A 25,942-nucleotide genomic window follows, 5' to 3' on the forward strand; every position below is an offset into this window, starting at 1 on the left:
GGCGGCATCGCCGATACCCGACGCAACCTTTCCTTAAAATCGATCCGTCAGGATTTTCACGGGAAATGCGATTGCCCACGGGGTGGTACAAATCGTGGCAATGCGAAGGATCATCGGGCCGGCGCCGCACAGACATGCGGGGTTGGCTCTGCTCGTGGGCGGGACAGCGGCGATGACGGCATCGATCCTGCTGTCGCGGCTGGATCCCGGCGCCGAGACGCTCGAATTATGTGTGCAGGCGTCGGTCGGTGTGGCAGCCGGCGCACTTCTCCTGGCCTGCATGTTCGCGCGCGTCATCCGCAAGGACCGCCGCCAGATCGCCGAGAGCGAGCAGCGCTTCCGCCGTGCCATGGAGGATTCCTCCATCGGCGTCGCCATCGTCGGCCTCGACGGGCGCATTCTCGAGGCCAACCCGGCTTTCGCTGCCATGCTCGACTACCGCCGCGACGAGATCGAGGCGTTGACCTTCTTCCAGCTCACGCATGCCGACGATCTGGAGATCGGGCGGGAGACGATGGAAGACCTGAAGGCCGGCAAGATCGATTCCTTTCATTTCGAGAAGCGCTATCTCAAGAAGGACGGCACGCCCGTCTGGGCCAGGCTGGCCGGCTCCGTCATTCGCGACGGGAATAGCGGCCGGCCGCTGTATCTCGTCTCGCAGATAGAGGACATCGATGCGCGCAAGCAGGCCGAGGCGCGGATCGCCGAGGCCGAAACGCGCTGGAACTTTGCATTGGCCGGCGCCGGCCAGGGCGTCTGGGACTTCGACAAGCGCAGGGGCGGCACTAACTATTCCTCGACCTGGGTCAAGATGCTGGGTTACGCCGACGGGGAACTCGACGGTGACCCCGATCACTGGCTGGCGATGATACATCCCGACGACCGCGAAGCAGTGGCCGAGGCGGACCGCGCCCATCTCGAAGGCCGCACGCCGTTCTTCGAGGCCGAATTCAGGATGCGCCACAAGGATGGCCGCTGGCTCTGGTTCCTCGACCGTGGCAAGGCGATCGAGCGCGACGAAGAGGGGCGGCTGATCAGGGCGATAGGCAGCCTGACCGACATCACCCGGCGCAAGCAGGCGGAGGAGCGCCTCGCCGTGTCGGCGGCCATGCTGGCGGACGAAAAGGAGCGCCTCAAAGTGACGCTCCAGTCGATCGGCGATGCCGTCATCTGCACCGATGCCGCCAACCGCGTCACCTTCATGAATCCTGTCGCCGAAAAGCTGACCGGTGTCTCCTGCAATGATGCCCTCGGCAAGACGCTCGGCCATGTCTATTGGGCGGTCGACGAGGAGACCGGCCACAGGATCGGCGTGGCGCGGCCTGCGATCGGCGGCCAGGGAGCCGATGACCAGAACAGCCGCGCCGTCCTCATCCGGCGCGACGAGACGCGCTGCAGCATCCGGCAGGTCGTGTCGCCGATCATGAACGAACGCAACGAATTCTGCGGACTGGTCATCGTCTTCCAGGACTTCACCGATGCGCGCGCGCTGCAGCGCCAGCTTGCCCACGCCGCCGCGCATGATGCGCTGACCGGCCTTGCCAACCGCGCGAGTTTCATCCGCGCCATGGAAGAACTGGTCGATCAGGCCCGCAAGGAGGGGATCGGACATCAGTTCATGTTCATCGACCTCGATCATTTCAAACTGGTCAACGACACAGGCGGCCACGCGGCGGGAGACGCATTGCTCAAGCGCGTTGCCGAGGCCGTGCGTGGCGTGCTTGGTCCGCAGGACATGGTCGCGCGTCTGGGCGGCGACGAATTCGCGGTCATTCTGAAGTCGGGCTCGGCTGCCGGGGCCAGAATCGCGGCGCGATCCATCATCGATGCGATACAGGGCCTCGACTTCACCTGGGAAGGCCGTCCTCATTCGATCGGCGCCAGCATCGGACTGGCTCCTATCAACGCAGATTGCGGCGCGGTCGACGAGATCATCGCCAGGGCAGACGCCGCCTGCTACGTGGCCAAGGCTGCCGGTCGCGGATGCGTGTCCATGGCGCCGGAGACCGATGCGAAGGACGACAGGGTCGAAATCGAGACGCCCACGCCCCTGGCCGCCGCGTCGTAAACCCGCGCGGCCAGGCCGTGATCAGTCTGGCGGGTCAGCGTGTCGGAACCGGATGCTCGCCGCGATAATCGTAGAAGCCGCGGCCGGTCTTGCGGCCGAGCCAGCCGGCCTCGACATATTTGACCAGCAACGGGCAGGGGCGGTACTTCGAATCCGACAGGCCGTCATGCAGCACCTGCATGATTGACAGGCAGGTGTCCAGGCCGATGAAATCGGCCAGCTGCAGCGGCCCCATCGGATGGTTGGCGCCGAGCCGCATGGCGGTGTCGATCGCATCGACCGTGCCGACGCCTTCATAAAGCGTGTAAATCGCTTCGTTGATCATCGGCAAAAGGATGCGGTTCACGATGAAGGCCGGAAAATCCTCCGAGACCGTGATCGTCTTGTCGAGCTGCTTCACATAGGTCTTCGCCGCCTCGAAGGTCTGGTCCTCGGTGGCGATGCCGCGCACCAGTTCGACCAGCTTCATCAGGGGAACCGGATTCATGAAGTGGATGCCGATGAAGCGCTCGGGGCGGTCAGTCTGCGCGGCTAGCCGCGTGATCGAGATCGACGAGGTATTGGTCGCCAGTATGGCCTCGGGATTGAGCTGCGGACAAAGCTGGGCGTAGATCTTGCGCTTGACCGTCTCGTCCTCGGTCGCCGCCTCGATGACCAGGTCGGCACCGGCGAGATCGGCCATGGATGGCGCCGCCGCGATGCGCGCCATCGCCTGATTGCGGAGCTTCTCGTCGAGCTTGCCGGACCCCACCTGGCGGGCCATGTTGCCGCTGACAGTGGCGATGCCCTTCTCGATACGGTCGGGCGATATATCGTAGATCAGCACCTTGTAGCCCGAAAGCGCGGAGACATGGGCGATGCCGCCGCCCATCTGGCCCGCGCCGATGATGCCGATCGTTTCGATCTTGCTCATTACACCGATCCCGTCGAAAAAGGCCTTTGCGGCCTGCTTTTTGTGCGGTGCAAACTAAAAGGGTGGGGCGACTTCGTCTACCCCACCCCTCACAATTTAATACGCTTTGCGGCAGGGCGTCAAAGCGCCTTCTGCAACTCCGGCAGGACAACGAACAGATCGCCGACGAGGCCATAGTCGGCAACCTGGAAGATCGGCGCTTCCTCGTCCTTGTTGATGGCGACGATGACCTTCGAATCCTTCATGCCGGCGAGGTGCTGGATGGCGCCGGAGATGCCGACGGCGATGTAGAGGTCGGGGGCGACGACCTTGCCGGTCTGGCCGACCTGCCAGTCATTCGGCGCATAACCGGCATCGACGGCGGCGCGGGATGCGCCGACGGCAGCGCCGAGCTTGTCGGCGACCGGCAGGATGACCTCCTGGAACTTCTCCGAGGAGCCGAGCGCGCGGCCGCCCGAGATGATGATCTTGGCCGAGGTCAGTTCCGGACGGTCGGTCTCCGACAGCTTGTTCTCGACAAAGGAGGAGAGGCCCGGATTGGCCGCAGCGCTGACGGTTTCGACAGCGGCCGAACTGCCCTCGGGCGCCGCCTGGAAGGAGGCGGTGCGCACGGTGATGACCTTCTTGGCATCGGACGACTGTACCGTCTGGATGGCGTTGCCGGCATAGATCGGCCGCTTGAAGGTATCCGGCGAGATCACTTCGATGATCTCGGAGACCTGCGCCACGTCGAGCAAAGCGGCCACGCGCGGCGCGACGTTCTTGCCCGACGAGGTTGCCGGCGCGACGATGGTGTCATAGGAGCCGGCCAGCGACACGACGAGCGCCGCGGTCGGCTCGGCGAGACGCTCGGCAAGCTCGTCGGCTTCGGCCAGCAGCACCTTGCTCACGCCCTTCAGCTTGGCGGCGGCGTCGGCTGCGCCCTTGGCGCCCTTGCCGGCCACCAGCACATGCACGTCCGAGCCGATCTGCAGCGCGGCCGACAGCGCCTTGGCGGTCTGGTCGGAAAGGGTAGCGTTGTCGTGTTCGGCGATGAGGAGAATGGTCATTTTATCTGTTCCTTCCGATCTCAGAGCACGCCGGCTTCGTTCTTCAGCTTGTCGATGAGCTCGGCGACGCTCTTGACCTTGACGCCCGCCTTGCGGCCGCCCGGCTCTTCGGTCTTGATGACCTTCAGCCGCGGCTTGACGTCGGCGCCGTAGTCGGCCGGGCTCTTCTCGTCGAGCGGCTTCTTCTTGGCCTTCATGATGTTGGGCAGCGATGCATAGCGCGGCTGGTTGAGGCGAAGGTCGGCAGTGACGATCGCCGGCATCTTCAGCTCAACCGTCTGCAGGCCGCCGTCGACCTCGCGCGTCACCCTGGCCTTGTCGCCGTCGAGCACCACCTTGGAAGCAAACGTGCCCTGCGCCCAGCCGAGAAGGGCTGCGAGCATCTGGCCGGTCTGGTTGGAATCATCGTCGATCGCCTGCTTGCCGAGGATGACCAGGCCGGGCTGCTCGGCCTCGACCACGCCCTTCAGCACCTTGGCGACGCCCAGTGGCTCTGTCTGCTCGTCGGTCTTGACCAGGATGGCGCGGTCGGCGCCCATGGCGAGCGCGGTGCGAAGCGTCTCCTGCGCCTGCTGTGGGCCGATCGACACGACGATGATCTCTTCGGCCTTGCCGGCTTGCTTGAGCCGGATCGCCTCTTCCACCGCGATCTCGTCGAATGGGTTCATCGCCATCTTGACGTTGGCCAATTCCACCGCCGAACCGTCAGCCTTGACGCGAACCTTCACATTCGCATCCACAACCCGCTTCACGGGCACAAGGATCTTCATTTTCCTGTCACCTCTCTTGAGATAGTTGGGGCGCGCTATACCAGCGTGAACCCTGTCAGAGTTGTCGAAAGCCGACATTCCGGATGGAAATTCTGCTCTTCAACCGCCAAAGGCGGGCGGAAACGCTTCCGTAGTTGCGGCGAACCCGCACGTCAATATGCTACGGCGTCGGGCAATTCACTCAATCGGTTCAGTCGGGGCCGGGGGCACTTCCCCGACCCCAGCGTGGCACGGGCTGCGCGGCAATCGGCTCGTTTACGGCCGGATCTACGGCGATGGCGGGCTGGTCGGCGGGTGCGGCCTCTTCGTCCGCGCCCGCAAAAAGCGGCACGCCGCGGCTGCGCAGCACGAGCACCAGCACGGCGCCGGCGATGATGCCGCCTATGTGGCAGGCCCAGGAAATCTGGTCCTCGCCACCGGCGGCGAACATGACGATCTGGAACAGCACCCACAGGAGGAGCGGGATGAAGGCCGGGATGCGCAGCGGAATGCGGGCAAAGGCCAGCACCCAGACCTTCACCCTGGGATAGAGGATCAGGTAGGCGACGACCACGCCGGCGATGGCGCCGGAGGCGCCGATCAGCGGCACCTGCGAGTCCCACGCGATGAGGCCCTGGAAGGCGGCTCCGGCGATGGCGCACAGGAGGTAGAAGATGAGATAGCGGATATGGCCGAGCGCGTCCTCGACATTGTCGCCGAACACCCACAGGAACAGCATGTTGCCGGCAAGGTGGAAAATGTCGGCATGCAGGAATGAGTAGGTGAGATAGCTCAGGCTTTCGGGAATGACGATAAAGCGCGGGTCGAGCTCTGCCGTGTCATGCACCACGGAGGGGATGAAGCCGAGGCCGAGCACGGCGGCATTGGTGAAATTCTCGCCCCCGAGCGCGGTGGCGCAATAGACCAGCGCGTTGGCCAGGATCAGGGCGATCGTCACATATTGCAGCCTGATGTGCCGCAGCCTGTTGGTGTCGTAGAGCGGGACGAACATAGGTGCCTGGCCTCTCCCGCCTTGGCATAGTTCAGCGGTTCTTGCCAGGAACCCATAACACGTCGGCATTTCCATTGTCATTGACCGCCCTGGCGGCGACGAACAGGAAATCGGAGACGCGGTTGATGTATTTCAGCCCGTCGCGGTTGACGTGCTCACCAGGATGCTGTGCGAGCGCCACCATCAGCCGCTCGGCCCGCCGCGCCACCGTTCGGGCGAGATGGAGCGCAGCGGCGGCCGGCGTGCCGCCGTTCAGCACGAAGGATTTGAGCGGCTGGAGGTCGTTGTTGAGGAGATCGATGTCGTGTTCGACGCGCTCGGTCTGCGCGGCAATGATGCGCAGCGGCTCGTAGCCGAGCGGCTTGCCGTCGTCGGGCACGGCCAGATCGGCGCCGAGGTCGAAGAGATCGTTCTGGATGCGGGCAAGCATGGCGTCAATCGCGGGGTGGCTTGGGGCGGTGTGAACACGAGCCATGCCAATGCAGGCATTGGCTTCGTCGACAGTGCCGTAGGCGTCCACCCTGAGATCGGACTTCAGCCGCCGCTCACCCGTGCCGAGCCCGGTGGTGCCGTTGTCGCCGGTGCGGGTGTAGATCTTGTTGAGCTTGACCACGTCGCCTCCCGAACGGCCGGTGTCCTCATTTGCGGGTGAAATACACCGCCAGCAGGATCAGCGCCAGCGCCACGGCCTGCAGCACGACGCGCGTCTGCATCAGCTTGTTGGAGGTCATGCCGGAACCGCCGCGCATCATGTTGATCAGGCCCCGGACCAGCACGATCACCACGGCGACCATGACCAGGATGGCAAGGATGTTGAAGACGGATGCCATTTTGCGTTTCCAGTCCCTTTCTTGTTCAGGCGCGTTTGGCGAGCAGGCGGTGAAGCATCGATGCCGGAAGGATGCGTTTGAGCGTGGCGCCGACCTTGGCCGGCACTGTTACCACATAGTGCGGGCGCGGGCGCCGCGACAGAAGTGCATGGCGAAGCGCTTTGTGGACCACTTCCGGCCCCGGCTTCAGCGCCGATTGGCTGCCGCCGGTGCGCATCCGTTCCAACTGCGCCTCATAGTCCGCGCGATGCACGGAATTCTCATGGTCGATATTCCTGAGAAACCAGGCGAGGCCATTGCTGGCGATCTTCGAGTTCACCGGCCCCGGCTCGATCAGCGAGACATGCACGCCGCTGCCGGCCAGTTCCTGGCGCTGACAGAGCATCAGCGCCTCCAAAGCGTGTTTGGATGCCGAATAGGCGCCGCGAAAACGTACCGGCACCAAGCCAAGGATCGACGAGCAATGAACGATCCGGCCACGGCCCTGGCGGCGCATCACCGGCACGAGCCGGCGGGTCAGGTCGTGCCAGCCGAAGAAATTGGCCTCGAACTGCTCGCGCAAGGCGGCCACCGGCAGATCCTCGACCGCGCCCGCTTGTGCATAGGCGCCATTGTTGAACAGAGCATCGATTCTGCCGCCGGTCCGCTCCAGCACTGAAGCCGCAAGCGCTTCGATGGAGGCAGGTTCGCGATAGTCCAGATAGAACGCCTCGATGCCCTCCTTTTCCAGGGCCGCGATGTCTTCGGGCTTGCGCGCCGTGGCGAACACCCGCCAGCCTTCCGCCTTGAGCGCCCGCGCGCAATAAGCGCCTATGCCGGACGACGCGCCGGTGACGATGATGACGCGCAACGCGCGTGCCGACGGATTCGTCTTATGACCAAGGGTTGCCATTTGCCGCATTCCCTTCCCATATTCGCGGCGTCGAGACAATCGAAGGGGAGCGCGGTTCTTGTTGCGGAATATCGTCGCCCTGCGCCGCGTGCTCTACGACGCGATCGGTCATTTCAACACCGATGACGGCTGGGCGATGGCCAGCCATCTGGCAATCACCTCGCTGATGGCGTTGTTTCCGTTCCTGATCTTCGCCACCACGCTGGCGAGCTTCCTCGGCGCGCAAGCCTTCGCCGACACGGCCGTGCACCTGGTCTTCGACACCTGGCCGGAACAAATCGCCAAACCGATCGCGCGAGAGGTGCTGAACGTGCTCACCGTGCGACGATCGGATCTGCTCACCTACGGCGTGCTGCTGGCCGCCTATTTCGCCTCGAACGGCATCGAGGCGCTGCGCACCTCGCTCAACCGGGCCTATCGCGTCACCGAGACGCGCGGCATCATCTATCGCCGCGTGCAGAGCATCTTCTTCGTGCTGATCGCCACGGCAGGCTTCCTGGCGATCAGCGTGCTCCTGGTCTTCGCGCCATTGCTGGCGCGGCTGGCCGAGGCGCATTTCGAGTGGATAAAACCCTATACGGGCACCATCACGCTGTGGCGCTACGTCATCGCCTCGACCGTCATCGTCGGCGGTCTGTTTTCAGTGCATTACTGGCTGCCGGCCGGCAAGCGCCGTTTCGTCTCGCTGATCCCCGGCATCGTCTTCACGCTCGCCGCATGGCTGATAGGCTCGACCATTTTCGCCACCTATCTCGACCATTTCTCGTCCTATGTGACGACCTATGCCGGGCTTGCCTCGATCATGATCGCGGTGGTCTTTCTCTACATCGTGTCCGCGATCTTCATTCTCGGCGGCGAACTCAACGCAGCAATCAGCCGCTATCTCGAGGCACGCGCGCGGGTGGGATGACCGGCTGAATTGAAGAACTGGAGAATTGGAGAATTGGAGAATTGAAGAAGAAGCCCCCAGCGCCAGATGGCACCATTTTCCTCAATTCCTCAATTCCTCATTTCTACAATTCTTCCCTTGGTCTGCCGCGCCGTTGCCAGACCGACACCGAAGGTCGTGATCGCCATGCCGGCAATCTGAAGCGCGTTGAGCTGCTCGTCGAACAAGGCCCAGGCGATGACGGCCGTCACCGCCGGCACCAGATAGAACAGCGAAGCGACCTTCGACATCTCGCCGTCGCGGATCATCACCATCAGAAGGAAGATGGCGCCGATCGACAGCACCAGCACCAGCCAGACCATGGCGAAGATCAATTCGCCGTTGATGACGACCGTGTGGGTCTCGAAGGCCAGTGAAGCCAGGATCATCACCGAAGCGCCGCCGACATATTGCCACATGGTCGCGGCGACGAGGTCGCCGCCGGAAGCAAAACGCTTCTGCCATATCGTGCCGGCGCTCATGCCGAGCACCGAGACCAGCGAGGCGGTCAGCGTGGCTGACGTCACGCCGCCGCCGAGCGCGCCGAGCTTTGGCCAGAGCACGATGACGACGCCGGCCAGGCCGACCGCGAGGCCGGCCCAATGGCGCGGCAGGATCGCCTCGCCGAGAAACTTGCCGGCGAGCACCGCCGTGATCAGCGGCTGCAGGCCGACAATCAGCGCCGACAGCCCGGCGGGCATGCCCCTGTGGATAGCCCAGAAGACCGCGCCGAGATAGACGCCATGCATCAGAATGCCGGCCCCGGTGGCGTGCAATGCCTCTTCGCGGGAGGCTCTCTTGGAGCCAAGCACGACCACCAGGCCGGCGAACAACGCCGCCGCCAGGACGAAGCGCGCAGCCAGGAACGTAAACGGTTCGGCCCACGGCATGGCATAGCGGGCGCCGATGAAGCCGGTCGCCCACAGGACGACGAAAGTGGCGGGGATGAGCCGCTTGACGCTGTGCATTTTCCGGGGACCGCGCTTGATGAGAATTGAGCCGTGGCGAAGCTCTAGTCCGGTTCAAGCCGGCGCGCAAAACGAAACGATTGATCCATGCATCACCGGAATTCAACCGGCCGCCTTTTCCGCAAACTGCCTCTTCGGCCTTCGCCTGCGTCAGAGACCGACCATCCGCCTGACATCGTGAGTCGACACGCCCGCTTCGCGCAAGACGGCAAGGCCGGTGTCCTTCCGGCTTTTCGACAGCTTGCGCCCGTCGGGTCCCAGGATCAGCCGGTGATGGAAATAGGCTGGCTGCGGCAGGCCAAGCAGTTCCTGAAGCAGCCGCTGTACCCCGGTGGCGGAATAAAGATCCTGGCCGCGCACGACATGGCTGACGCCCTGCAGCGCATCGTCGACGACGACGGCGAGATGATAGCTGGTCGGGATTTCGCGGCGCGCCACGATCACGTCGCCCCAATCGCGCGGGCGGGCCTCGACGACGCGCGTCGCGGAAAGCGATTCGTCTGAAAATTCGTTCCATGACAAATCCTTGCCGACGCGTGCCATCGCCGCATCGACATCCAGCCGCCAGGCGAAGGGAGCGCCCTCGGCAATGCGGCGCCGGCGTTCCTTCGCCGGCCGCGCCTTGTCGACGGCGGGATAGACCGGCACGCCATCGGGATCGCGCGGCCAGTCGCGCTTTTTGCTGTCGGCGATGAAAGCCCGGATTTCGCTTCTGCTCATGAAGGCGGGATAGACGAGGTCCTCCCGGATCAGCCGGTCAAGCACCGTCTCATAACAGGCGAAGTGCTCGGATTGCCGTCGTACAGGCTGTTCCCAGGCAAGACCGAGCCATTTCAGGTCGGCAAAGATGCCCGCCTCGAATTCCGGCGAGCAGCGCGTGGTATCGATATCCTCGATGCGCAGCAGCAGGCGGCCGCCGACCGCTCGCGCCAGTTTCTGGTTGAGCAGCGCCGAAAAGGCATGGCCGAGATGCAGTTCGCCATTGGGACTGGGCGCGAAACGGAATGTCAGGAGTGTCATCTCTTGAGCGGCAATCGGGTTGTGCGGCGGTTTTGCCAATTGCTACCGTGCGGCCGGTTCAGGAACAAGAAAGCATGCAACGTATCGCCACATTGGACGACATCGCCCGGGGACTCGACGCGCTTTGCGCGATCGACCCAAGGCTGGAAAAGATCCGCGGCATGGCGGGCGAGGTGCCGCTACGGCTGTCCCAACCAGGATTCTCGAGCCTTGCCTCGATTATCGTCTCGCAGCAGGTGTCGCGCGCCAGCGCCGATGCGATCTTCGGCCGGCTGACGAAACTGGTCGACCCGTTGACGCCGCTGGCGATCCTTGCCGCCGGCGAGGACATGTTTCGCGAGGCGGGCCTGTCGCGACCCAAGCAACGCGGCCTCCTCGCCGCCGCCCAGGCGGTGGCGGACGGCCTCGATCTTCATCATTTGTGTTCGCTTGACGCCGGCGAGGCAATCACGACCATGACGGCGGTGCCCGGTATCGGACCGTGGACGGCACAGGTGTATCTGCTGTTCGCCGCAGGCCATCCCGACATCTTCCCGGCGCGCGATGTCGCGCTCCAGACCGCCGTCGGCCATGCGCTCGGCATCGACCCGCGTCCGCAGGAGAAAACACTGATCCAACTCGCCGAATCATGGAGCCCATGGAGAGGTGTCGCATCGCGGCTTTTCTGGTCCTATTATCGCGAATTGAAGGGCAGGGATGCCGCACCCCCGGCCTGAAAACGCGAAAAAGCATCAAAATCTCGTTTTTTTGTGCCTTCGGACGCGTGACAATCCGCTTCACATCCCTGTCATGTCGGGCTTACAGTATCCGCGCCATTCAGGTTAGAGAACCAAGGAGGCCAACGACGTGACGGTTGCCGTATCTCCGGATGGGCTTCCAGCGCTGGTGCTGAATGCGGATTACCGTCCGCTCAGCTATTACCCCCTGTCGCTCTGGTCGTGGCAGGACGCCATCAAGGCGGTGTTCCTCGAACGGGTGAACATCGTCGCCGAATACGAGCACGCGGTGTCCTCGCCGACCTTCTCGATGAAGCTGCCGAGCGTCGTCAGCCTGAAGGCCTATGTGAAGCCGTCGCGGCATCCCGCCTTCACACGCTTCAATGTCTTCCTGCGTGACCGCTTCCAGTGCCAATATTGCGGCACGCCCGACGATCTGACCTTCGATCACGTCATCCCCCGCCACCGCGGGGGTGCTACGACGTGGGAGAATGTCGTCGCCGCCTGTTCCCCCTGCAATCTCAGGAAAGGCGGCATGATGCCGGCGCATGCCAAGATGTGGCCGTTGCAGAAGCCCTACCAGCCGACGGTGCACGACCTGCACAATAATGGCCGTCTGTTCCCGCCCAACCATCTGCATGAAAGCTGGATGGATTATCTGTACTGGGATGTCGAACTCGAACCCTGAGAGCGTCCGACAATTCGGAACGCCGGCCGTCTGAAGCGATTGTCTCCATGATAGTCTGACATACCCTGATATCGGACCAGCTCGGCCGCGCTCACTTATCAGCGGCTTCGCGTTTTGAGGACCGGCTTCCTCCACTCCGTCGCTGCTTCGCAGCGCCACCTCTCCCCCCTCCGGAGGGAGAGGAAAGGAGCCTGAGGCAATAGGTTCGCGCCATTCCTCTCCCCCGTCGATCGGGGGAGAGGTGGCTCGGCGGAGCCGAGACGGAGTGGGGGTCGACTTGGCTCGGACGTCGAAAGCCGCGCTATCCGACTCGGCCCGCCGGATTTCTGCTCGAACTCTTGTCGTGCCGTTCGGTTGAACGGACTCAGTCGCGCGAAAGCGCGCTGCGGAAGGCGATGGCCGCTAGGACAAGGCTGGCGATGGCGTTCCAGCCGGCGAGCGACAGGCCGAGAATGCGAAGCGCGGCCTTGTCGCAGGACGGGGGCACGAATTTGTCGAGCGCGTCGAGCACGCCTTTGCCGCCGGTGTCGACCGGGCCTCCGCCCGCGGTGCAATCGGCCGGGCCCTGCCACCAGGCCCACTCCACGCCGGCGTGATAGATGCCGAGATACAGCCCATAGAGCATCAGCAGGCCGCCGATGGCCAGCAAGCCGCGCACCACCCATGCCGGCGCGTGCAGCGCCGATGCAAGCAGCGCCAGCAGCATCAGCGGCACGCCGATATAGTAGGGCGTGCGCTGTTCCAGGCAGAGATGGCAAGGGATGTAGCCGCCAATGTACTGGAAGGCGAGCGCGGAGCCGACAGTGGCGGCCATGGCTACGGCAAGGAACAGGGCCGTCATGGTCCGCTGGCGTCCGGTGTTGGCAGTCATGGTCGCAGTCATGGGGTCTTTCGTCCGTTATGTTCGCCGCTCGCCCGGTCTTGTGGTCCATGTCGCCACGCCGCCGCGCGGTTTGGGCGACATGAATCAGAAGGCGTATTTGACCAGGATATAGAGCAAAATCAGGGCGGCTGCCGCCGCACCCGCGATCAGGCCGAGGCGCTTTTCGATGAACTCGCGGATCGGCTCGCCATAGCGGCGCAGCAGCCAGGCCAGAAGCAGGAAGCGCCCGCCGCGCGCCACGATTGCCAGTGCGATGAACAGCAAAAGATTGACGCCGATGACCCCCGAAAGGATCGTCACCACCTTGATCGGCGGCAGATGGGCGGCGCCCGAGGTGATCAGCATCAAGATGATGAAGCCGATGCCCGAAGAGACGCGCAGCGCCTCGAACTCGTCATACTTGCCGTAGAATTCGAGGATGGGCCGCGCCAGCGCGTCGTAGGCGTAGTGGCCGATGAACCAGCCGGCGATGCCGCCCAGCACGGAGGCGACGGTGGCGATCAGCGCATAGCGATAGGCGCGATCAGGCCGCGACACTGCCATCGGCAGATAGAGCACGTCGGCCGGCACCAGGAACACGGAACTCTCGACGAAGGCGATGAAGGCCAGCCACCATTCAGCGGATTTGCGCGCCGCCAGCGACAAGGTCCAGTCGTACAGTCCGCGAAGCATCGGCTCTCCTAATGTCGTAAATGCCTACCGCACGGCGCCCACATGCACGGCGTGGCCGGCATAAGGGCAGGCAGAAAACCAGGGGCATGGATGAAACAGGTGCATGCGTGAAACCAAGACCCGAAGCGCGCCGCGTTCCTTCTTCCGGACGCCAGGCGCTTCGACACGACGCCTGTCTAGAAAGATTTTCCGCGCCGCACAATGGCAGTGCCCGCAGGAAACCGAAAGGGGCGGTTTGGTCGCGGCTCCGCAGGCTATCGGCAACAGGCCAGTTGACGAACAGGCCTCCAACCGTATAGTCCGCGCCATCCAGGCCGCCCGGCCTGAGCCCCTATGGCGGAATTGGTAGACGCGCTCGACTCAAAATCGAGTTCCGCAAGGAGTGCTGGTTCGATCCCGGCTAGGGGCACCATTTCAGTCGCCGCTTCGATACGTCTGCCGCTAATTCCCGATCGGCGTTTCGGCAAATGCGGATATGGTGTTCGAGTTTGTCGTGCGCCGTTTAAAGCCGATATCGCAAGAGCGACATCCGGGAGCGGCTCGGCAGGGTGCAGGACGGCCTGTCCAATGCGGTAGCCGCTTTCACGCTTCAGGACCTATGTTGGCCGCCTGACCGTTCCTCGGTGTGGATATATCAGGCCTTGAGATTGCCCCTTGCATCAGTTGTTGCTTATTTATCTGAAAGGGAGGAACTCATGCCGATTCGTCAGAAAGCTCAGGAGGCTGGCGTCTTCGATTCCTCCGAAGTGGCCCTGCTTGGCCGCGTGTTCGACAGGCTGAAGCTCGACGCCCGATCGGCCCAGCAACGCGAAGCGATTTCATCCCGCATAATCGCGAATTACATGGCCGGGATCAGGGACGAAGACGAATTGGTTTCGGCATCCAGACAGCCGCTGGGACGCTAGCGCAATTCTGGTGCAAGTCGGGTCAAAACGGTTTCATCGACGAGCTTCGGAATCCACGTGAAAACAAACGGTTAGGGTGAGCCGGCGGTTTCATCAACGCCGAACCGCGCCAATGGGTCGGCGTAGACACCGGCCATAGTCGCAAGAAACGCCACTCGTGCCGTCCCATCCGACGACATCCGGGTTCAACAAGGAAATCCCGCGAAGCTGAATTCGGCGACCGTGCCGTCCTCCGATCTGGTGACCCGAACGAACAGCGCGCCTGGAATGCGGGGTTGCATCGGGATGACCGGTTGCCCGTCTGGCAGCCCCTGCGGGACTTGAAGCCGCCACCTCGTGCGTGCCGATAATTCTCTCGCCCAGGATTTCCTCCACCTTGTAGCTGGTCATTTTCCCCGTTGGGCGACGATCTTGACTATCGACAGAAGGAGCCCGGCCTGCTTTTGGCGGTAGGTTCGGCACTTGGCGAGCAGGCCGGGCTGTGCTCCCGGCTGTCAGGTACCTTGGTGGAGGGCTTAGCCGGTGCGAAAGGCAGACTGTCTCCTTCTCCTCGGACCCGCAATTGGGACTGAAGTCCGAAGCATCGACGCATTGGTCCTAAACCCTGAACATAAGCCGCCGTTCCTCATTGGCGTGGAAGCCGTCGAGTAAAGTCCCTTCATCGACGGTCCCTGGACGCCCGCCGTTGCTGCGAGCGGCGGGTGTCCGACTTCGGGGAGAAAGACATGCAGCTTGGCGAGATCATCGCGAACACCTTCGCCGTCCTGCTGCTGATTTGTTTTCTCGCGATCGTGTTCTTCCTGTTTGGAAAGCCGCTGTGGCCGGACCACTATGCTCGCATGTCGATTATTCTCCCGGTCGACGCGATGACCACGGCTTCGGTGAGACGGACCGGCGCGCATCCTCATCTGCCGGACACTTTCGACATGGCGCTCGCTCGCCCAAGACCGTCCCCGTAGGGCTCCGTGGCGGGCTTTTTCGCGTCCAGGATTCTGGCGCCCGCAGCTTTCCCATTGGCGGCTCCCCCGCTGGTTCCGGCAGGTGGATTTCTCGCGTTCAGCGCCTGTTCCTCGCAATCCGCGCGCCACCGCCGAAAGCGACGGGGAAGAATGAGGACGAGTGGCTCAAGTTAGATCTGGTCGGCCGTTTCAAGTTCCTGAAGAGCAATGAAGATTAGCCTCATGCTCGCTGCCGGATTTCGTGAAGGCGGACCAAAGTCCCAGGGTCTGGTCCCAAAGGTCTTATGTTACCACTTAAGTTCCGTGAATGTCCTTTATATGTTCGAACGAATTAGCTAATTCTGATGTCCGCCACGAGGAAAAGCGCTGAAGAAAAACGGATGCGCCGCCGGCAAGCGACATGAATTATACCCAAAATCGCATCACCTTTGTCGCGCTTTGTTGAAAGATTGTGACTGTTGCTCAAGCAGGCGCTGGCGAATAAACGCTATCAATACAGTGACTGTTTATCCCATGAAGCAACCAAATGCTCAGGCTTGAAGCAAGCATCCACGCGATCCAGAAGATGCGAGCGCGTCTATCGTCTCTTGAGCAGGCTCTTCATCCGGTTGCGCAGCAGGCGGGCCATGTTGCGGGTCTCCCGGTAGAGATGCAGTTGCGAGGCCGCCTGGCGGGCGAGACGGTCGGCGTCCGGCGTCAGGCCGATCACCAGCGTGCCCATCGGCTTGCGCTCGGTCCACAGCCTGCTCATCACTGGATGGTCGGGCACGGCACAGGAATCGGTCATCATGATGTTGGGGTCGTCGAGATGCTGCCTGGTCACCTCGATCATCAGCAGCGTGCCTGGCGAATAGCCGGCCAGAGTTTCGTCGTAGGCCGTCTTCCAGGTGTAGGCAACGCCGGCTTCGACGAAGACGATCAGGCACGCAATGGTGCGGCCGTCGAGCGTCAGCGAATGGATGCGGCACAGGTCCTGCTCGGCCAGCCTGTGCACGGCCTCGCGGGCGAAGGCGGCGCGGTAGCGGTCGATCGCCATGGCCGTGCGCTCGCGGCCCTTCCAGCCGGCCGCCTCCAGCGTCAGGAAGCTCTCGATGGCGTGACGGATCTCGTCGGGGCCGCGCGCCACGACATGTTCAAGCTTGCCGAGGTCGCCCAGCCGCCGCTTGAGGCGGCGGAACTCGCGGTAATGGTGCGCGCGCAGCGAAGCCTTCAGATAGTCCTCGGCGTCGCGTTCGCTCTCGAGCAGCGGACGCTGGGCGTGACCGGTGGTGACCAACATCAGGCCACGCGTTTCGGCCACAGTGGCAACCAGGCTCGCCACCGCGCCGTCGAGCCTGATGTCGGGCAGGACGAACACTTTCGGCAGCTTCAGATGCGGGCGCGACAGCATCGAGAAGAAATCCTCGAGGACACCGACCGGATCGTCGCGGTCGACCAGCGGGGTGCCGAGCGGGCCGAACGGGCTCGACCATGTGCGCATGACCGGAACCCCGAGCGGCACCACCGGCCGCTCCACCGAGAACGGCACCAGAAGGCGTAGCCGGTTGCGGTATTCATCGCCGTCACGGATGACGGCCAGACGCACCTCGCGGTCTTCCAGCCGGGGCATTGCGGGCGCGAGGAAACGCGGGTTGAAGAAGACGTTGGGCTCGATGGTGCGGGCGCACAGATAATCCAGCTCCTCGACGAGGTCGAACCCGGCCGACGCCGTATAGATGGCCAGTTTCCGCTCGGGCCGGTTGTTGGCGAGGATCTCGATATGGGCCGGGTCGGTGTCGCGCCCCAGTCCGGCAAGGCCGGACACCATGGCGCCGGCGGGGCCGCCGCTGGTTTCCTCGAGCAAGGGGATGGCGGCCATCACGCGGCTCCTTTGGCTGGCACGAAGATCGCCATGACGATGCCGAGCTTGCGCCAGACCGTGAAGGACAGCGCGCCGGCCTCGAAGATCATGGCGAAGGCGGTGGCCATTGCGGCGCCCCACAGGCCGAAGAGCGGGATCAGCACCACGTTCAGGCCAATGTTGAAGGCCAGCGTCATGGCATAGACGGCGGCGCAGATATTCTGGTTGCCGCTCATGGTGAGCAGGCTTTCGCACGGGCCCACGGCGGCGCGCGCCACGACGCCGAAGACGAGCAGGAACAGAAGCGGATAACCCGATGTGAATTCGGGACCGAACAGCATCAGCATCGGTTTGCCAAGCGCCAGCACCAGCAGCGCCATGGCGAGCGATGGCCAGAAGGTCCACGACACCGTCTCGCGGGCGAAGGCGGCGAGCTTTTCCGGCTCGCCATGGGTGAACTGGGCATAGCGCTGAGCGACGCCTGCCTTGACGGCGAAGTAGACGAAATGCACCAGCGCCAGTGTCTTGACCGTGGCGAAATAGACGGCGACGTCGTTGGGGTCCATATAGGCGCCGACCATCAGCACGTCGGCATTGGTGAGCAGGAAAAAGAAGCTTTCGACCAGGAAGATCGGCAGCGAGACAATGAACCATTGTGCGAAATGCACCTTCAGCGGCCCGGCCGGAATCTGCTTTTCCATGCGCCGGGTGACGCCGATAAGCTGGGCGAGCGTGGTGACGTAAGTGGCGGCGATCGAGGCGAAGATCGCGGTCTTCGCGTCGGGCGCGTAGCCGGCGAAAAGCATCAGCGCCATGAACAGCAGGATCAGCACGGGCCGTATCAGATAGGTCGGCGCCAGGGCGAACAGCGCCCAGCTGTTCGCCCTGGCCTGGCCTTGCAGCAGGTCCGACAGCGCTATCATCGGCAGGCAGATGACGCCGAGGATGAACGGCAGGACATAGTAGTTTTCAGTCCATGACGAAGCGAGCCACACGCCGAGTGCGCCGAGCCCGGCGATGACCGTCGAAGCGATCAGGACGAACAGGCGGCTGGCCACGACGATACCGCGCAACTCGTCGATGAGGCCGCGCTCGCGGTATTCGGGAATGAAGCGGATAACCGAGGTGTGGAAGCCGAGGCAGGCGAGATTGCCGACGATGACCATGGTCACCCAGACAAGGACGAAGATGCCGTATTCGAACGAGCCCATCCAGCGTGCCATCAACACCTGGCTGACGAAGGCGATGACGGCGCTGACGATGCGGATGGAAAAGGCAATGACCGACATGCGGCCGGCCTCGCCGCGCTCGTCGGCGGTGAACAGCACGGCGTCGACGCGGCCAAGCAACGGCTCCACGCGCAGCGCCAAACGCTGCGGCAAGAACCGCCCGGCTGTCGTGGCCGCGGAAAAGCGCACCCCGATTGTTCTCCGTTTTCCGCTTCTTTTCAGGCTTTGGTGTAGCGGAGACACCTTAAGAAAGGGTGGGTGGGAGAGGCATGCACAATGGCAGAGGGGCGAGCGAGGACGACCGGTGTGGGTTCCATGCCGCAAGTGGGAGACAGGCGCTCTGTCGTTCCAACTCCCAGCCAAGCCTAAGAGCGGCGCGCTTCGCCGTGAGTTGCGACATAGTCGATCTCGGAACGGCTGATGCCGATGTCTTTCAGCATGAAATCGGGCATCGCCTCCAGGTGACGCCGCTCATGTCGGAGGCGCTGTCCGCGCGCCAGCCAAGCGAGGATGGCCATCAGCCGCCATGGTGGGGCGCGCAGCCTTGCCAGGAAGATAGCTATCTCGGGCATGGTTTCTCCTCGCGACGCGTAAAAGGCCTGCCGGCACTGTTCCGGCAGGCGGTGCCGTCAGTCGGCCTTTTTCATGGCGTCGCATGAGACATTCGGGTTCATGTCGGCGAAGGCGCCGGTCGGGTTCGGCTTCCAGGCCCAGACATGAAGTTCGTAGAAGGGGCCGAGGCCGTAGCGGTTGGGAGCGCTGTCGAAGTTGAACAGCTGGCCTTCGAGCGACGCGGGACCCTTCGCGGTGATATATTCGACGGCCACCAGCTTCAGCTTGCCATCGGCCATCGGCTCGTACATCACGGCCTCCGGCTTGGCGAGGTCGACGGCATCATCCTTAAGATAGGCGCCGTTGACGTAGTGAATGCCCATCGCGCCGCCGGTGATGCCGCTGGCGCAGGGAATCGGCGCATAGCCCTCGGCGGTGGCCGCCGCGACATTCACGAAGCGGCCGTTGGCCGCCCGCACCTCGGCGGCCAGCCGATTGCCACTCTCCGCAGATGCGGCAGTGGCGGTGATCGCCATGATGGACAGCGCGGCAAGGCGCCAGAAATTGACGTTCATTTTATTCTCCATTGGTTGTTGGTGACGCGCAGGCGGCAGGACCGGCCTGTAAGGCCCTGCTGCCCTGCCTGCGCGTTGGATCGTCAGTTGCGGGACGGGTCCGATCCGTTCCTCTCTAGCCGGGCGGCGGTCTCATTGATGCCACCCCCAGTATTCCCAGTAGTCCCGCCGCATCTCGTGCTCCGGCAGGCCGACGTCCCGCCTTAAATAATCGTCTTGCGGTGGCAGGCGCCTGCGCCGGCTTCGCAATGGCGCGAGCAGCGCGGAGACAATCCGCGATGCGAGACCACGCCGGGAGGGTGCATGGTCGAACGCCACGACGGCGGCTGCCGTTTCGGGAGGAAACAGCACGGAAAGCCGACACCCATCGCTGCCCAGGACGATCTCACGCTCATTGTTCCATCCTTGGTCCATAGGGTCAGCGATAAAAGTAAGGGTCCAGGACCCTCACCTCCGTGATCTTGTCCACCGGTAGCGAATTCTTCTGCGCCGTGCTGCGGATCGCCTCCGGCGAGGGGGCGTCGTAGATGCAGAAACTCTTGTTCCTGTCGGGCGACACGAAGGAGTGCAGCCAGGTGACCCCCTTCTCGGCGTTGCGCATGATGATGCCGCCGAGCGCCGTCGCGCCGACGTCGTTCGTCGGCACGTTGAGCCCGTCGGGGAATGTCCGTTCGATCAGATAGCGAGGCATGGAGTGGCTTCCTTTTGTGACTGATTCACGCTCGAAATGAGCGCGGTTGGAGAAAAATCACGATCGTCGAAAGCGCACATCGGAGCCTTTCCCCATATTGCGCGGGACGATTCCCTATGTTTTCGACGTTTGGTCTGGGAGCCACACTGCGGATACCGAAGCGGGGGTATTTTGGAGAAGGGTCGAGGGACGACGATACTTATGGGCCAGTGACGATGCTTCTGGAACGGCAGGCACAACTCGATCAGTTGGAGGAACTGCTCGCGGAGGCCGCGCGCGGTCGCGGCCGCGTGGCGGCATTGCTGGGCGAGGCCGGCGCCGGCAAGACGGCACTCGTCGAGGCGTTCGTAACCCGTGCCGGGCAGCACGTTTCCATATTCCGCAGCGCTTGCGAAGACCTGTCGATTCCCGATCCGCTGGGACCGCTCTATGATCTGGCCCGGGACGCGCAGTGGGCACTGCCCCGGGCAATCGACGACCGCCAAGGTCAGCGGCTGCCCCTGTTTTCAGACGCTCTCGAGGTTTTCGAGGCGAGGTCTCGGCCGGGTTTGCTGGTCATCGAGGATATGCACTGGGCCGACGACGCGACCCTGGATTTCGTCCGTTTCCTGGGCCGGCGCATCACCAACACACATATGCTGGTGCTGTTCACGGCACGCACCGACCGCAGCGAAGGGCAGATGCGTGCGCGCCGGGTGCTCGGCGAAATTCCAGCCGGCAACGTCCAGCGCATCGAAGTGCCACTGCTCAGCGAGGCGGCGGTGTTGTCGCTTGCCGAAGCAGCCAACCGCGACGGCAGCGCAATCTATCGCGCCACCGCGGGCAACGCCTTCTTCGTCACCGAATTGCTGGCTGCCGAAAGCGAGATGATCCCGCCGGCCAGCGTCCGCGACGCCGTGCTGGCGCGTGCCGAGCGCCTGTCGCCGGGAGCGCGCTCGATGCTCGACGCGGTGTCTGTGTTTCCACGCCGCGCCGATGCCTGGGCGCTGCGCGGCCTCTGTGGCGTCGCCAGCGCCGGCCAGCTGGCGGAATGTGTCTCGAATGGCTTGCTCGACGATCTCGGCGATGGCTACGCCTTCCGGCACGAGATCGCCCGTCGCGCCATCGAGATGGCGCTGACCTCGAGCCGTCGGCGCGAATTCAACCAACGCGCGCTTTCCGCACTGCAGGAAAACGCCGAGGTGACTACCGCAAGGCTTGTGCACCATGCGGTGGAGGCCCAGAATCTTGAGGCGGTGCGCGAGCTTGCCCCGCTCGCAGCGCGCGAGGCTTCCCGCGTCGGCGCGCATCGCGATGCCGCCGGCTACTACGAGGTCGCCTTGCGGCATGCCGACAGCCTGCCGATGAGCGACCGGGCGAGGCTTTACGAAGGATATGCGTTTGAATGCCATCTGATCGGCCGCATCGATGCGGCCATCGAGGCGCAGAGCCAGGCGCGCCGGCTACAGCAGGCGCTGGGCGACACGCTCAGGGAGGGCGACAGCCTCAGATGCCTGTCGCGCTTCGCCTATCTGGTGGGTGACCGCGAACAGGCGGACCTGTTCGGGGCCCAGGCAGTGGAACTGCTGGAACAGGCGCCTGCCAGTCCGGAGCTTGCCATGGCCTATTCCAATCTCTCGCAGCTGGCGATGCTGGCCGAGAAGCTCGATGAGACGCTGCTGCTTGGCGGCAAGGCAGTCGCTCTGGCCGAACGGTTGAACAAGCCGGAGATAATCTGCCACGCGCTCAACAATCTTGGTTCGGCCGAGCAGTGGCTTGACCTGGCCAAGGGCCGGCTGCACCTCGCCCGCAGCCTTGAAATCGCGCTCGTGCAGAATTTCCAGGAGCACGCGGCACGCGGCTTCACCAATTGCGCCTGCGCCGAAATGAACCAGCTCGATCTTATGCGCGCGCAATCCTTTCTCGACCGCGGCATTGCCTATTGCGTTGAGAACGACCTCGCGACCTGGCGCGACTATATGCGGGGCGTGCAGGCGCAGCTGCTTTTGCGACGCGGCCTTTGGGACGATGCGGCCGCCATGGCTCTCGACGTCATCGACGATGCTGCAACGACGGCCCTGGTGCGTTACCCATCCTTGGTCGCACTGGCGAAACTGCGCATAAGGCGAGGCGATCCGGCTGGGCCTGTGCTGGAGGAAATGAAGCGGTTCCTGGACAGGGGAATGGAGCTGCAGCGGCTGGTGCCTTACACGGCGTCGATGGCCGAACTGGCATGGCTTGGGCAAGGCGACGCCAATGAGGCGCTTCGCCTGATCGAGCTGGCAGAAAGCCTGTCGCCGACGAGGGCGATGTTCGCCGAACTGGCCGTCTGGCGGCTGCTCTTGTCGCCTGAAAGCGACCCTGGCGATACGACCGGCATGGCGGAGCCCTATCGCCTGCTGCTCGCCGGCGATTGGCATGGTGCCGCGACGCTGTGGGCCCGGCTCGGCGCTCCGTTCGAGCAGGCGCTCGCCCTGCTGCACGGCGACGAGCCGGCCCTGCGCCTGGCCCTGGACATATTCGAGGGTCTCGGTGCCCGGCCGGTCGCCCAGCACGTCCGCGCCGTCATGCGGCAGAATGGCGTCAATAACATTGCAAGGGGACCGCGGCAGAGCACGCGCGCCAATCAAGCTGGCCTGACGCTGCGCCAGATGCAGGTCCTGCAACTGATCGAACGCGGTTTTTCCAACAAGAGAATAGCCGAGCACCTGACCATCTCACCGAAAACCGTCGATCATCATGTCTCGGCGGTGCTGGGCAAGCTGGACGCCATTTCGCGTGGCGAGGCGACCGCCGCCGCGCGCGATTCCGGGCTGATCTGAGCACGTAGGAAACGCCCCGGATCAGAAATCCGGGAACGCGAGCCTGCAGGTTTCCTTACGCGAAAGCGCCGTGGCAGTGCTTGTATTTCTTGCCGGAGCCGCAGGGGCAAGCTTCGTTGCGACCTACCTTGCCCCAGGTAGCGGGGTTGTTGGGGTCGCGGTCTTCGGGGGCGACGATGGCGTTGCTTTCCTGGCGCACCAGAAGGGCGGTTTCGCCGCCTTCGAAATCGTTCTCGCCGGTGGTACCGTCAATATGCGTGCCGAACATGTCGGGGGCTTCCGGCGGCGGGGCCTCGGCAGCCTGGCGGACCAGTTCGACGCGCATCAGCTGCGCGGTGACGGCCTGGCGCAGATTGCCCAGCATCGCCTGGAACAGCTCGAATGCCTCGCTCTTGTATTCCTGCAAAGGATCGCGCTGGGCGTAGCCGCGGAAGCCGACGACCGAACGCAGATGGTCGAGGTTGACGATGTGCTCGCGCCACAGATGGTCGAGCGTCTGCAGCACCACGGAGCGCTCGACATAGGTCATCACCTCGGGCCCGAAGCGCTCGGCGCGCTCCTTGGCGGCGGCGTCGGCGGCTTGCGTGATGCGCTCGCGAATGTCGTCCTCGGCGATGCCTTCTTCCTTGGCCCATTCCTCGATCGGCAGGTCGAGATTGAGGAACTCGGCGACCTCGGCCTTCAACCCGGCGACATCCCACTGCTCGGCATAGGCGTTCTCGGGAATGGCCTTGGCGACGATCTCGTCGATAACGCCTTCGCGCATCTCGGCAATGGTCTCCGACAGGCCTTCGCCGTCCATCAGCTCGATGCGCTGTTCGAACACGACCTTGCGCTGGTCGTTGGAAACATCGTCATATTTCAGAAGATTCTTGCGGATGTCGAAGTTGCGCGCCTCGACCTTCTTCTGCGCCTTTTCCAGCGCCTTGTTGATCCAGGGATGGATGATGGCCTCGTCTTCCTTGAGGCCGAGCTTCTGCAACATGCCGTCCATGCGCTCGGAGCCGAAGATGCGCATCAGATCGTCCTGCAGCGACAGGAAGAATTTCGAGCGGCCGGGGTCGCCCTGGCGGCCGGAGCGGCCACGAAGCTGGTTGTCGATGCGGCGTGATTCATGGCGCTCGGTGGCGAGCACGTAGAGGCCGCCGGCGGCCAGCGCCTTTTCCTTCAGGCGCTCGACGTCGGCATAGATTTCCTTTTCCCGCGCCTCGCGCTCGGGCCCTTCAGGCATGTCGCCCAGTTCCTCGGCGATGCGCATCTCGGCATTGCCGCCGAGCTTGATGTCGGTGCCGCGGCCGGCCATGTTGGTGGCGATGGTGATGGCGCCGGGCTTGCCCGCCTGGGCGACGATCGCAGCCTCGCGCTCGTGATGGCGGGCGTTCAGCACCTCGAAATCCTTAAAACCTTCCTTGCGCAGCCGCTCGGCCAGTTGCTCGGACTTCTCGATCGAGGTGGTGCCGACCAGCGTGGGCTGGCCCTTGGCGCTGGCTTCGCGGATCTCCTTGACGATCGCCTTGTATTTTTCCTCGACCGTCCGGTAGACCTCGTCGTCCTCGTCCTTGCGGATGACCGGCAGGTTGGTCGGGATCTCGGTGACTTCGAGGCCGTAGATGTTGCCGAACTCCTCGGCCTCGGTCAGCGCCGTGCCGGTCATGCCGGAAAGCTTCTTGTAGAGGCGGAAATAGTTCTGGAAGGTAACGGAGGCGAGCGTCTGGTTCTCCGGCTGGATCGCCACATGCTCCTTGGCTTCAAGCGCCTGGTGCAGGCCTTCCGAATAGCGGCGGCCGGGCATCATGCGGCCGGTGAACTCGTCGATAATGACGATCTCGCCATTGCGCACGATATAGTCCTTGTCGCGCTGGAACAGGCGGTGCGCCTTCAGCGCATTGTTGACGTGATGGACGATGGCGACGTTCTCGACGTCATAGAGCGACTCGCCCTTCAAGAGGCCGGCGTCGCGCAGCAGGTTCTCGAGCTTCTCGGTGCCTTCCTCGGTGAAGATGGAGGTCTTCTGCTTCTCGTCGATCTCATAATCCTGCGGCTGCAGCTGGATGATGAAAGTGTCGATGGTGTTGTACATTTCCGAACGGTCCTCGAGGGGACCGGAAATGATCAGCGGGGTGCGCGCCTCGTCGACCAGGATGGAATCGACTTCGTCGACGATCGCGTAGTTGTGACCGCGCTGCACCATCTGGGCGCGCTCGTACTTCATGTTGTCGCGCAGATAGTCGAAGCCGAGTTCGTTGTTGGTAGCATAGGTGACGTCGGCGGCGTAGGCGACGCGGCGCTCCTCGTCGGACAGGCCATGGACGATGACGCCGACCGAGAGGCCGAGGAACTTGTAGACACGGCCCATCCATTCGGAGTCGCGGGTGGCAAGATAATCGTTGACGGTGACGACGTGGACGCCATTGCCGGCCAGTGCATTGAGATAAACGGGCAAGGTCGCGACCAGCGTCTTGCCCTCACCGGTGCGCATCTCGGCGATGCCGCCATTGTGCAGCACCATGCCGCCGATCAGCTGGACGTCGAAGGGGCGCATGCCGAGCACGCGGCGCGCCGCCTCGCGGGCGGTGGCGAAGGCCGGGATCAGCAGGTCCTCGAGGCTGGCGCCGTTGGCGATGTCTTGGCGGAACTTTTCCGTGCGGCCGGCGAGCTCTGCATCGGAGAGCGCCCGCATCTCGTTTTCCATGGCGTTGATCGCCTCGACACGGGGCCGGGTCGACTTGACCCTGCGGTCGTTGGAGGAGCCGAAAACCTTACGGGCGAGACCGCCGAGACTGACCATCCAATGGTCCTTTCGATAGAATTCTCAAACTGAGACGAGCGCCGGCCGGCCCCATCAAATCCACGTGAATGCGCCGCCTGTATGCGGGCAACGCAAAAAGCGCCCGGAAAACGGTTCTGGACGCAAAGTCGTTGGACAGATAAGAGGGGGCTCAACTGATGTCAACGCCGCGCTGGCCCTGCCGGTCGCGCCAAATTCGGCCACAATCTGGCTG

At 63.5% G+C, this 25,942-nt stretch carries 24 protein-coding genes and 1 tRNA gene; 8 read left to right on the plus strand and 17 right to left on the minus strand.

Annotated elements, in window-relative coordinates:
• Positions 1 to 172: 172 nt before the first annotated feature.
• Positions 173 to 2,068, plus strand: a complete 1,896-nt coding sequence (locus FJ942_RS22735; RefSeq protein ID WP_224655978.1) for a PAS domain S-box protein — start codon at positions 173 to 175, stop codon at positions 2,066 to 2,068.
• A gap of 34 nt (positions 2,069 to 2,102) precedes the next feature.
• Here the strand turns inward: FJ942_RS22735 and FJ942_RS22740 are convergent, their stop codons facing one another.
• The 7 genes from FJ942_RS22740 to FJ942_RS22770 all read right to left on the minus strand — a co-directional run bounded on the left by FJ942_RS22740 (position 2,103) and on the right by FJ942_RS22770 (position 7,513).
• Positions 2,103 to 2,981, minus strand: coding sequence for a 3-hydroxybutyryl-CoA dehydrogenase (locus FJ942_RS22740; RefSeq protein WP_140500869.1), 879 nt, complete (start codon positions 2,979 to 2,981; stop codon positions 2,103 to 2,105).
• Between the two features lie 119 nt (positions 2,982 to 3,100).
• Complete coding sequence (locus FJ942_RS22745) at positions 3,101 to 4,030, minus strand: electron transfer flavoprotein subunit alpha/FixB family protein (RefSeq protein ID WP_140565904.1); 930 nt, start codon at positions 4,028 to 4,030, stop codon at positions 3,101 to 3,103.
• 20 nt (positions 4,031 to 4,050) lie between these two features.
• On the minus strand, positions 4,051 to 4,800 hold the full coding sequence (locus tag FJ942_RS22750) for an electron transfer flavoprotein subunit beta/FixA family protein (protein WP_140899007.1): 750 nt from the start codon (positions 4,798 to 4,800) through the stop codon (positions 4,051 to 4,053).
• A gap of 190 nt (positions 4,801 to 4,990) precedes the next feature.
• Positions 4,991 to 5,791 (minus strand): rhomboid family intramembrane serine protease, encoded by an 801-nt coding sequence (locus tag FJ942_RS22755; protein ID WP_140565907.1) that lies wholly within the window; start codon positions 5,789 to 5,791, stop codon positions 4,991 to 4,993.
• Positions 5,792 to 5,822: 31 nt separating this feature from the next.
• Complete coding sequence (locus tag FJ942_RS22760) at positions 5,823 to 6,404, minus strand: cob(I)yrinic acid a,c-diamide adenosyltransferase (RefSeq protein ID WP_140500873.1); 582 nt, start codon at positions 6,402 to 6,404, stop codon at positions 5,823 to 5,825.
• Positions 6,405 to 6,429: 25 nt separating this feature from the next.
• The gene (locus tag FJ942_RS22765; protein ID WP_140500874.1) at positions 6,430 to 6,621 is read right to left on the minus strand and encodes a twin transmembrane helix small protein; all 192 of its coding nucleotides are present in this window, start codon (positions 6,619 to 6,621) and stop codon (positions 6,430 to 6,432) included.
• 25 nt (positions 6,622 to 6,646) lie between these two features.
• Entirely contained in the window at positions 6,647 to 7,513 is an 867-nt protein-coding gene (locus FJ942_RS22770; protein WP_140565909.1) for an SDR family oxidoreductase, read from the minus strand.
• A 58-nt stretch (positions 7,514 to 7,571) separates the two neighbouring features.
• Between FJ942_RS22770 and FJ942_RS22775 the strand changes: the two genes are divergently transcribed.
• A complete protein-coding gene (locus FJ942_RS22775) occupies positions 7,572 to 8,423 on the plus strand; it encodes a YihY/virulence factor BrkB family protein (RefSeq protein ID WP_140500876.1) in 852 nt (283 codons plus the stop codon).
• A gap of 89 nt (positions 8,424 to 8,512) precedes the next feature.
• Here FJ942_RS22775 and FJ942_RS22780 read toward each other — a convergent pair whose 3' ends face one another.
• On the minus strand, positions 8,513 to 9,409 hold the full coding sequence (locus tag FJ942_RS22780; RefSeq protein ID WP_140560188.1) for a DMT family transporter: 897 nt from the start codon (positions 9,407 to 9,409) through the stop codon (positions 8,513 to 8,515).
• Positions 9,410 to 9,559: 150 nt separating this feature from the next.
• The gene (gene gluQRS, locus FJ942_RS22785) at positions 9,560 to 10,429 is read right to left on the minus strand and encodes a tRNA glutamyl-Q(34) synthetase GluQRS (RefSeq protein ID WP_140899009.1); all 870 of its coding nucleotides are present in this window, start codon (positions 10,427 to 10,429) and stop codon (positions 9,560 to 9,562) included.
• Between the two features lie 74 nt (positions 10,430 to 10,503).
• Here gluQRS and FJ942_RS22790 point away from each other — a divergent pair, with 74 nt between their 5' ends.
• Positions 10,504 to 11,145 (plus strand): DNA-3-methyladenine glycosylase, encoded by a 642-nt coding sequence (locus tag FJ942_RS22790; RefSeq protein WP_140513859.1) that lies wholly within the window; start codon positions 10,504 to 10,506, stop codon positions 11,143 to 11,145.
• Between the two features lie 130 nt (positions 11,146 to 11,275).
• Positions 11,276 to 11,833 (plus strand): HNH endonuclease, encoded by a 558-nt coding sequence (locus tag FJ942_RS22795; RefSeq protein WP_023677956.1) that lies wholly within the window; start codon positions 11,276 to 11,278, stop codon positions 11,831 to 11,833.
• A 364-nt stretch (positions 11,834 to 12,197) separates the two neighbouring features.
• Here FJ942_RS22795 and FJ942_RS22805 read toward each other — a convergent pair whose 3' ends face one another.
• Complete coding sequence (locus tag FJ942_RS22805) at positions 12,198 to 12,716, minus strand: disulfide bond formation protein B (protein ID WP_140500880.1); 519 nt, start codon at positions 12,714 to 12,716, stop codon at positions 12,198 to 12,200.
• An 84-nt stretch (positions 12,717 to 12,800) separates the two neighbouring features.
• The gene (locus FJ942_RS22810) at positions 12,801 to 13,388 is read right to left on the minus strand and encodes a YqaA family protein (RefSeq protein ID WP_140899011.1); all 588 of its coding nucleotides are present in this window, start codon (positions 13,386 to 13,388) and stop codon (positions 12,801 to 12,803) included.
• Between the two features lie 327 nt (positions 13,389 to 13,715).
• On the opposite strand from FJ942_RS22810, the gene FJ942_RS22815 reads away from it, so the two are divergent.
• The 3 genes from FJ942_RS22815 to FJ942_RS22825 all read left to right on the plus strand — a co-directional run bounded on the left by FJ942_RS22815 (position 13,716) and on the right by FJ942_RS22825 (position 15,252).
• Positions 13,716 to 13,800 (plus strand) — tRNA-Leu (locus FJ942_RS22815).
• 283 nt (positions 13,801 to 14,083) lie between these two features.
• Positions 14,084 to 14,293, plus strand: coding sequence for a hypothetical protein (locus FJ942_RS22820; protein WP_140500898.1), 210 nt, complete (start codon positions 14,084 to 14,086; stop codon positions 14,291 to 14,293).
• Positions 14,294 to 15,018: 725 nt separating this feature from the next.
• Entirely contained in the window at positions 15,019 to 15,252 is a 234-nt protein-coding gene (locus FJ942_RS22825) for a polymerase (protein WP_140500900.1), read from the plus strand.
• A 577-nt stretch (positions 15,253 to 15,829) separates the two neighbouring features.
• Here the strand turns inward: FJ942_RS22825 and FJ942_RS22830 are convergent.
• The 5 genes from FJ942_RS22830 to FJ942_RS22855 form a co-directional block, all read right to left on the minus strand.
• On the minus strand, positions 15,830 to 17,110 hold the full coding sequence (locus tag FJ942_RS22830; RefSeq protein WP_140664859.1) for a GNAT family N-acetyltransferase: 1,281 nt from the start codon (positions 17,108 to 17,110) through the stop codon (positions 15,830 to 15,832).
• Positions 17,110 to 18,510, minus strand: a complete 1,401-nt coding sequence (locus FJ942_RS22835; protein WP_140899013.1) for a lipopolysaccharide biosynthesis protein — start codon at positions 18,508 to 18,510, stop codon at positions 17,110 to 17,112. The genes FJ942_RS22830 and FJ942_RS22835 overlap by 1 nt, the downstream gene beginning before the upstream one ends.
• Positions 18,511 to 18,686: 176 nt before the next feature.
• Positions 18,687 to 18,893, minus strand: a complete 207-nt coding sequence (locus tag FJ942_RS22840) for a DUF1127 domain-containing protein (protein WP_140633254.1) — start codon at positions 18,891 to 18,893, stop codon at positions 18,687 to 18,689.
• 57 nt (positions 18,894 to 18,950) lie between these two features.
• The gene (locus FJ942_RS22845) at positions 18,951 to 19,448 is read right to left on the minus strand and encodes a hypothetical protein (RefSeq protein ID WP_140525447.1); all 498 of its coding nucleotides are present in this window, start codon (positions 19,446 to 19,448) and stop codon (positions 18,951 to 18,953) included.
• 418 nt (positions 19,449 to 19,866) lie between these two features.
• On the minus strand, positions 19,867 to 20,139 hold the full coding sequence (locus FJ942_RS22855) for a DUF4242 domain-containing protein (RefSeq protein ID WP_140500909.1): 273 nt from the start codon (positions 20,137 to 20,139) through the stop codon (positions 19,867 to 19,869).
• Positions 20,140 to 20,354: 215 nt separating this feature from the next.
• Here FJ942_RS22855 and FJ942_RS22860 point away from each other — a divergent pair, with 215 nt between their 5' ends.
• The gene (locus FJ942_RS22860) at positions 20,355 to 22,940 is read left to right on the plus strand and encodes an AAA family ATPase (protein ID WP_140899049.1); all 2,586 of its coding nucleotides are present in this window, start codon (positions 20,355 to 20,357) and stop codon (positions 22,938 to 22,940) included.
• Between the two features lie 55 nt (positions 22,941 to 22,995).
• Here FJ942_RS22860 and secA read toward each other — a convergent pair whose 3' ends face one another.
• Positions 22,996 to 25,728 carry a preprotein translocase subunit SecA gene (gene secA / locus FJ942_RS22865; protein ID WP_140525448.1) on the minus strand — a complete coding sequence of 911 codons (2,733 nt, stop codon included), beginning with the start codon at positions 25,726 to 25,728 and terminating at the stop codon, positions 22,996 to 22,998.
• Positions 25,729 to 25,942 lie beyond the last annotated feature (214 nt).

Origin of the sequence: Mesorhizobium sp. B2-4-2, from assembly GCF_006442845.1 — a bacterium.
In the GTDB taxonomy this organism is placed as follows: domain Bacteria; phylum Pseudomonadota; class Alphaproteobacteria; order Rhizobiales; family Rhizobiaceae; genus Mesorhizobium.

What these genes read in the sequence shown, in the direction of transcription:
- FJ942_RS22735 (WP_224655978.1), top strand. Translation starts at nt 173, where the DNA reads ATGACGGCATCGATCCTGCTGTCGCGGCTGGATCCCGGCGCCGAGACG.
- FJ942_RS22740 (WP_140500869.1), bottom strand. Translation starts at nt 2,981, where the DNA reads ATGAGCAAGATCGAAACGATCGGCATCATCGGCGCGGGCCAGATGGGC.
- FJ942_RS22745 (WP_140565904.1), bottom strand. Translation starts at nt 4,030, where the DNA reads ATGACCATTCTCCTCATCGCCGAACACGACAACGCTACCCTTTCCGAC.
- FJ942_RS22750 (WP_140899007.1), bottom strand. Translation starts at nt 4,800, where the DNA reads ATGAAGATCCTTGTGCCCGTGAAGCGGGTTGTGGATGCGAATGTGAAG.
- FJ942_RS22755 (WP_140565907.1), bottom strand. Translation starts at nt 5,791, where the DNA reads ATGTTCGTCCCGCTCTACGACACCAACAGGCTGCGGCACATCAGGCTG.
- FJ942_RS22765 (WP_140500874.1), bottom strand. Translation starts at nt 6,621, where the DNA reads ATGGCATCCGTCTTCAACATCCTTGCCATCCTGGTCATGGTCGCCGTG.
- FJ942_RS22770 (WP_140565909.1), bottom strand. Translation starts at nt 7,513, where the DNA reads ATGGCAACCCTTGGTCATAAGACGAATCCGTCGGCACGCGCGTTGCGC.
- FJ942_RS22780 (WP_140560188.1), bottom strand. Translation starts at nt 9,409, where the DNA reads ATGCACAGCGTCAAGCGGCTCATCCCCGCCACTTTCGTCGTCCTGTGG.
- gluQRS (WP_140899009.1), bottom strand. Translation starts at nt 10,429, where the DNA reads ATGACACTCCTGACATTCCGTTTCGCGCCCAGTCCCAATGGCGAACTG.
- FJ942_RS22790 (WP_140513859.1), top strand. Translation starts at nt 10,504, where the DNA reads ATGCAACGTATCGCCACATTGGACGACATCGCCCGGGGACTCGACGCG.
- FJ942_RS22805 (WP_140500880.1), bottom strand. Translation starts at nt 12,716, where the DNA reads ATGACTGCGACCATGACTGCCAACACCGGACGCCAGCGGACCATGACG.
- FJ942_RS22810 (WP_140899011.1), bottom strand. Translation starts at nt 13,388, where the DNA reads ATGCTTCGCGGACTGTACGACTGGACCTTGTCGCTGGCGGCGCGCAAA.
- FJ942_RS22820 (WP_140500898.1), top strand. Translation starts at nt 14,084, where the DNA reads ATGCCGATTCGTCAGAAAGCTCAGGAGGCTGGCGTCTTCGATTCCTCC.
- FJ942_RS22825 (WP_140500900.1), top strand. Translation starts at nt 15,019, where the DNA reads ATGCAGCTTGGCGAGATCATCGCGAACACCTTCGCCGTCCTGCTGCTG.
- FJ942_RS22830 (WP_140664859.1), bottom strand. Translation starts at nt 17,110, where the DNA reads ATGGCCGCCATCCCCTTGCTCGAGGAAACCAGCGGCGGCCCCGCCGGC.
- FJ942_RS22840 (WP_140633254.1), bottom strand. Translation starts at nt 18,893, where the DNA reads ATGCCCGAGATAGCTATCTTCCTGGCAAGGCTGCGCGCCCCACCATGG.
- FJ942_RS22845 (WP_140525447.1), bottom strand. Translation starts at nt 19,448, where the DNA reads ATGAACGTCAATTTCTGGCGCCTTGCCGCGCTGTCCATCATGGCGATC.
- FJ942_RS22855 (WP_140500909.1), bottom strand. Translation starts at nt 20,139, where the DNA reads ATGCCTCGCTATCTGATCGAACGGACATTCCCCGACGGGCTCAACGTG.
- FJ942_RS22860 (WP_140899049.1), top strand. Translation starts at nt 20,355, where the DNA reads ATGCTTCTGGAACGGCAGGCACAACTCGATCAGTTGGAGGAACTGCTC.
- secA (WP_140525448.1), bottom strand. Translation starts at nt 25,728, where the DNA reads ATGGTCAGTCTCGGCGGTCTCGCCCGTAAGGTTTTCGGCTCCTCCAAC.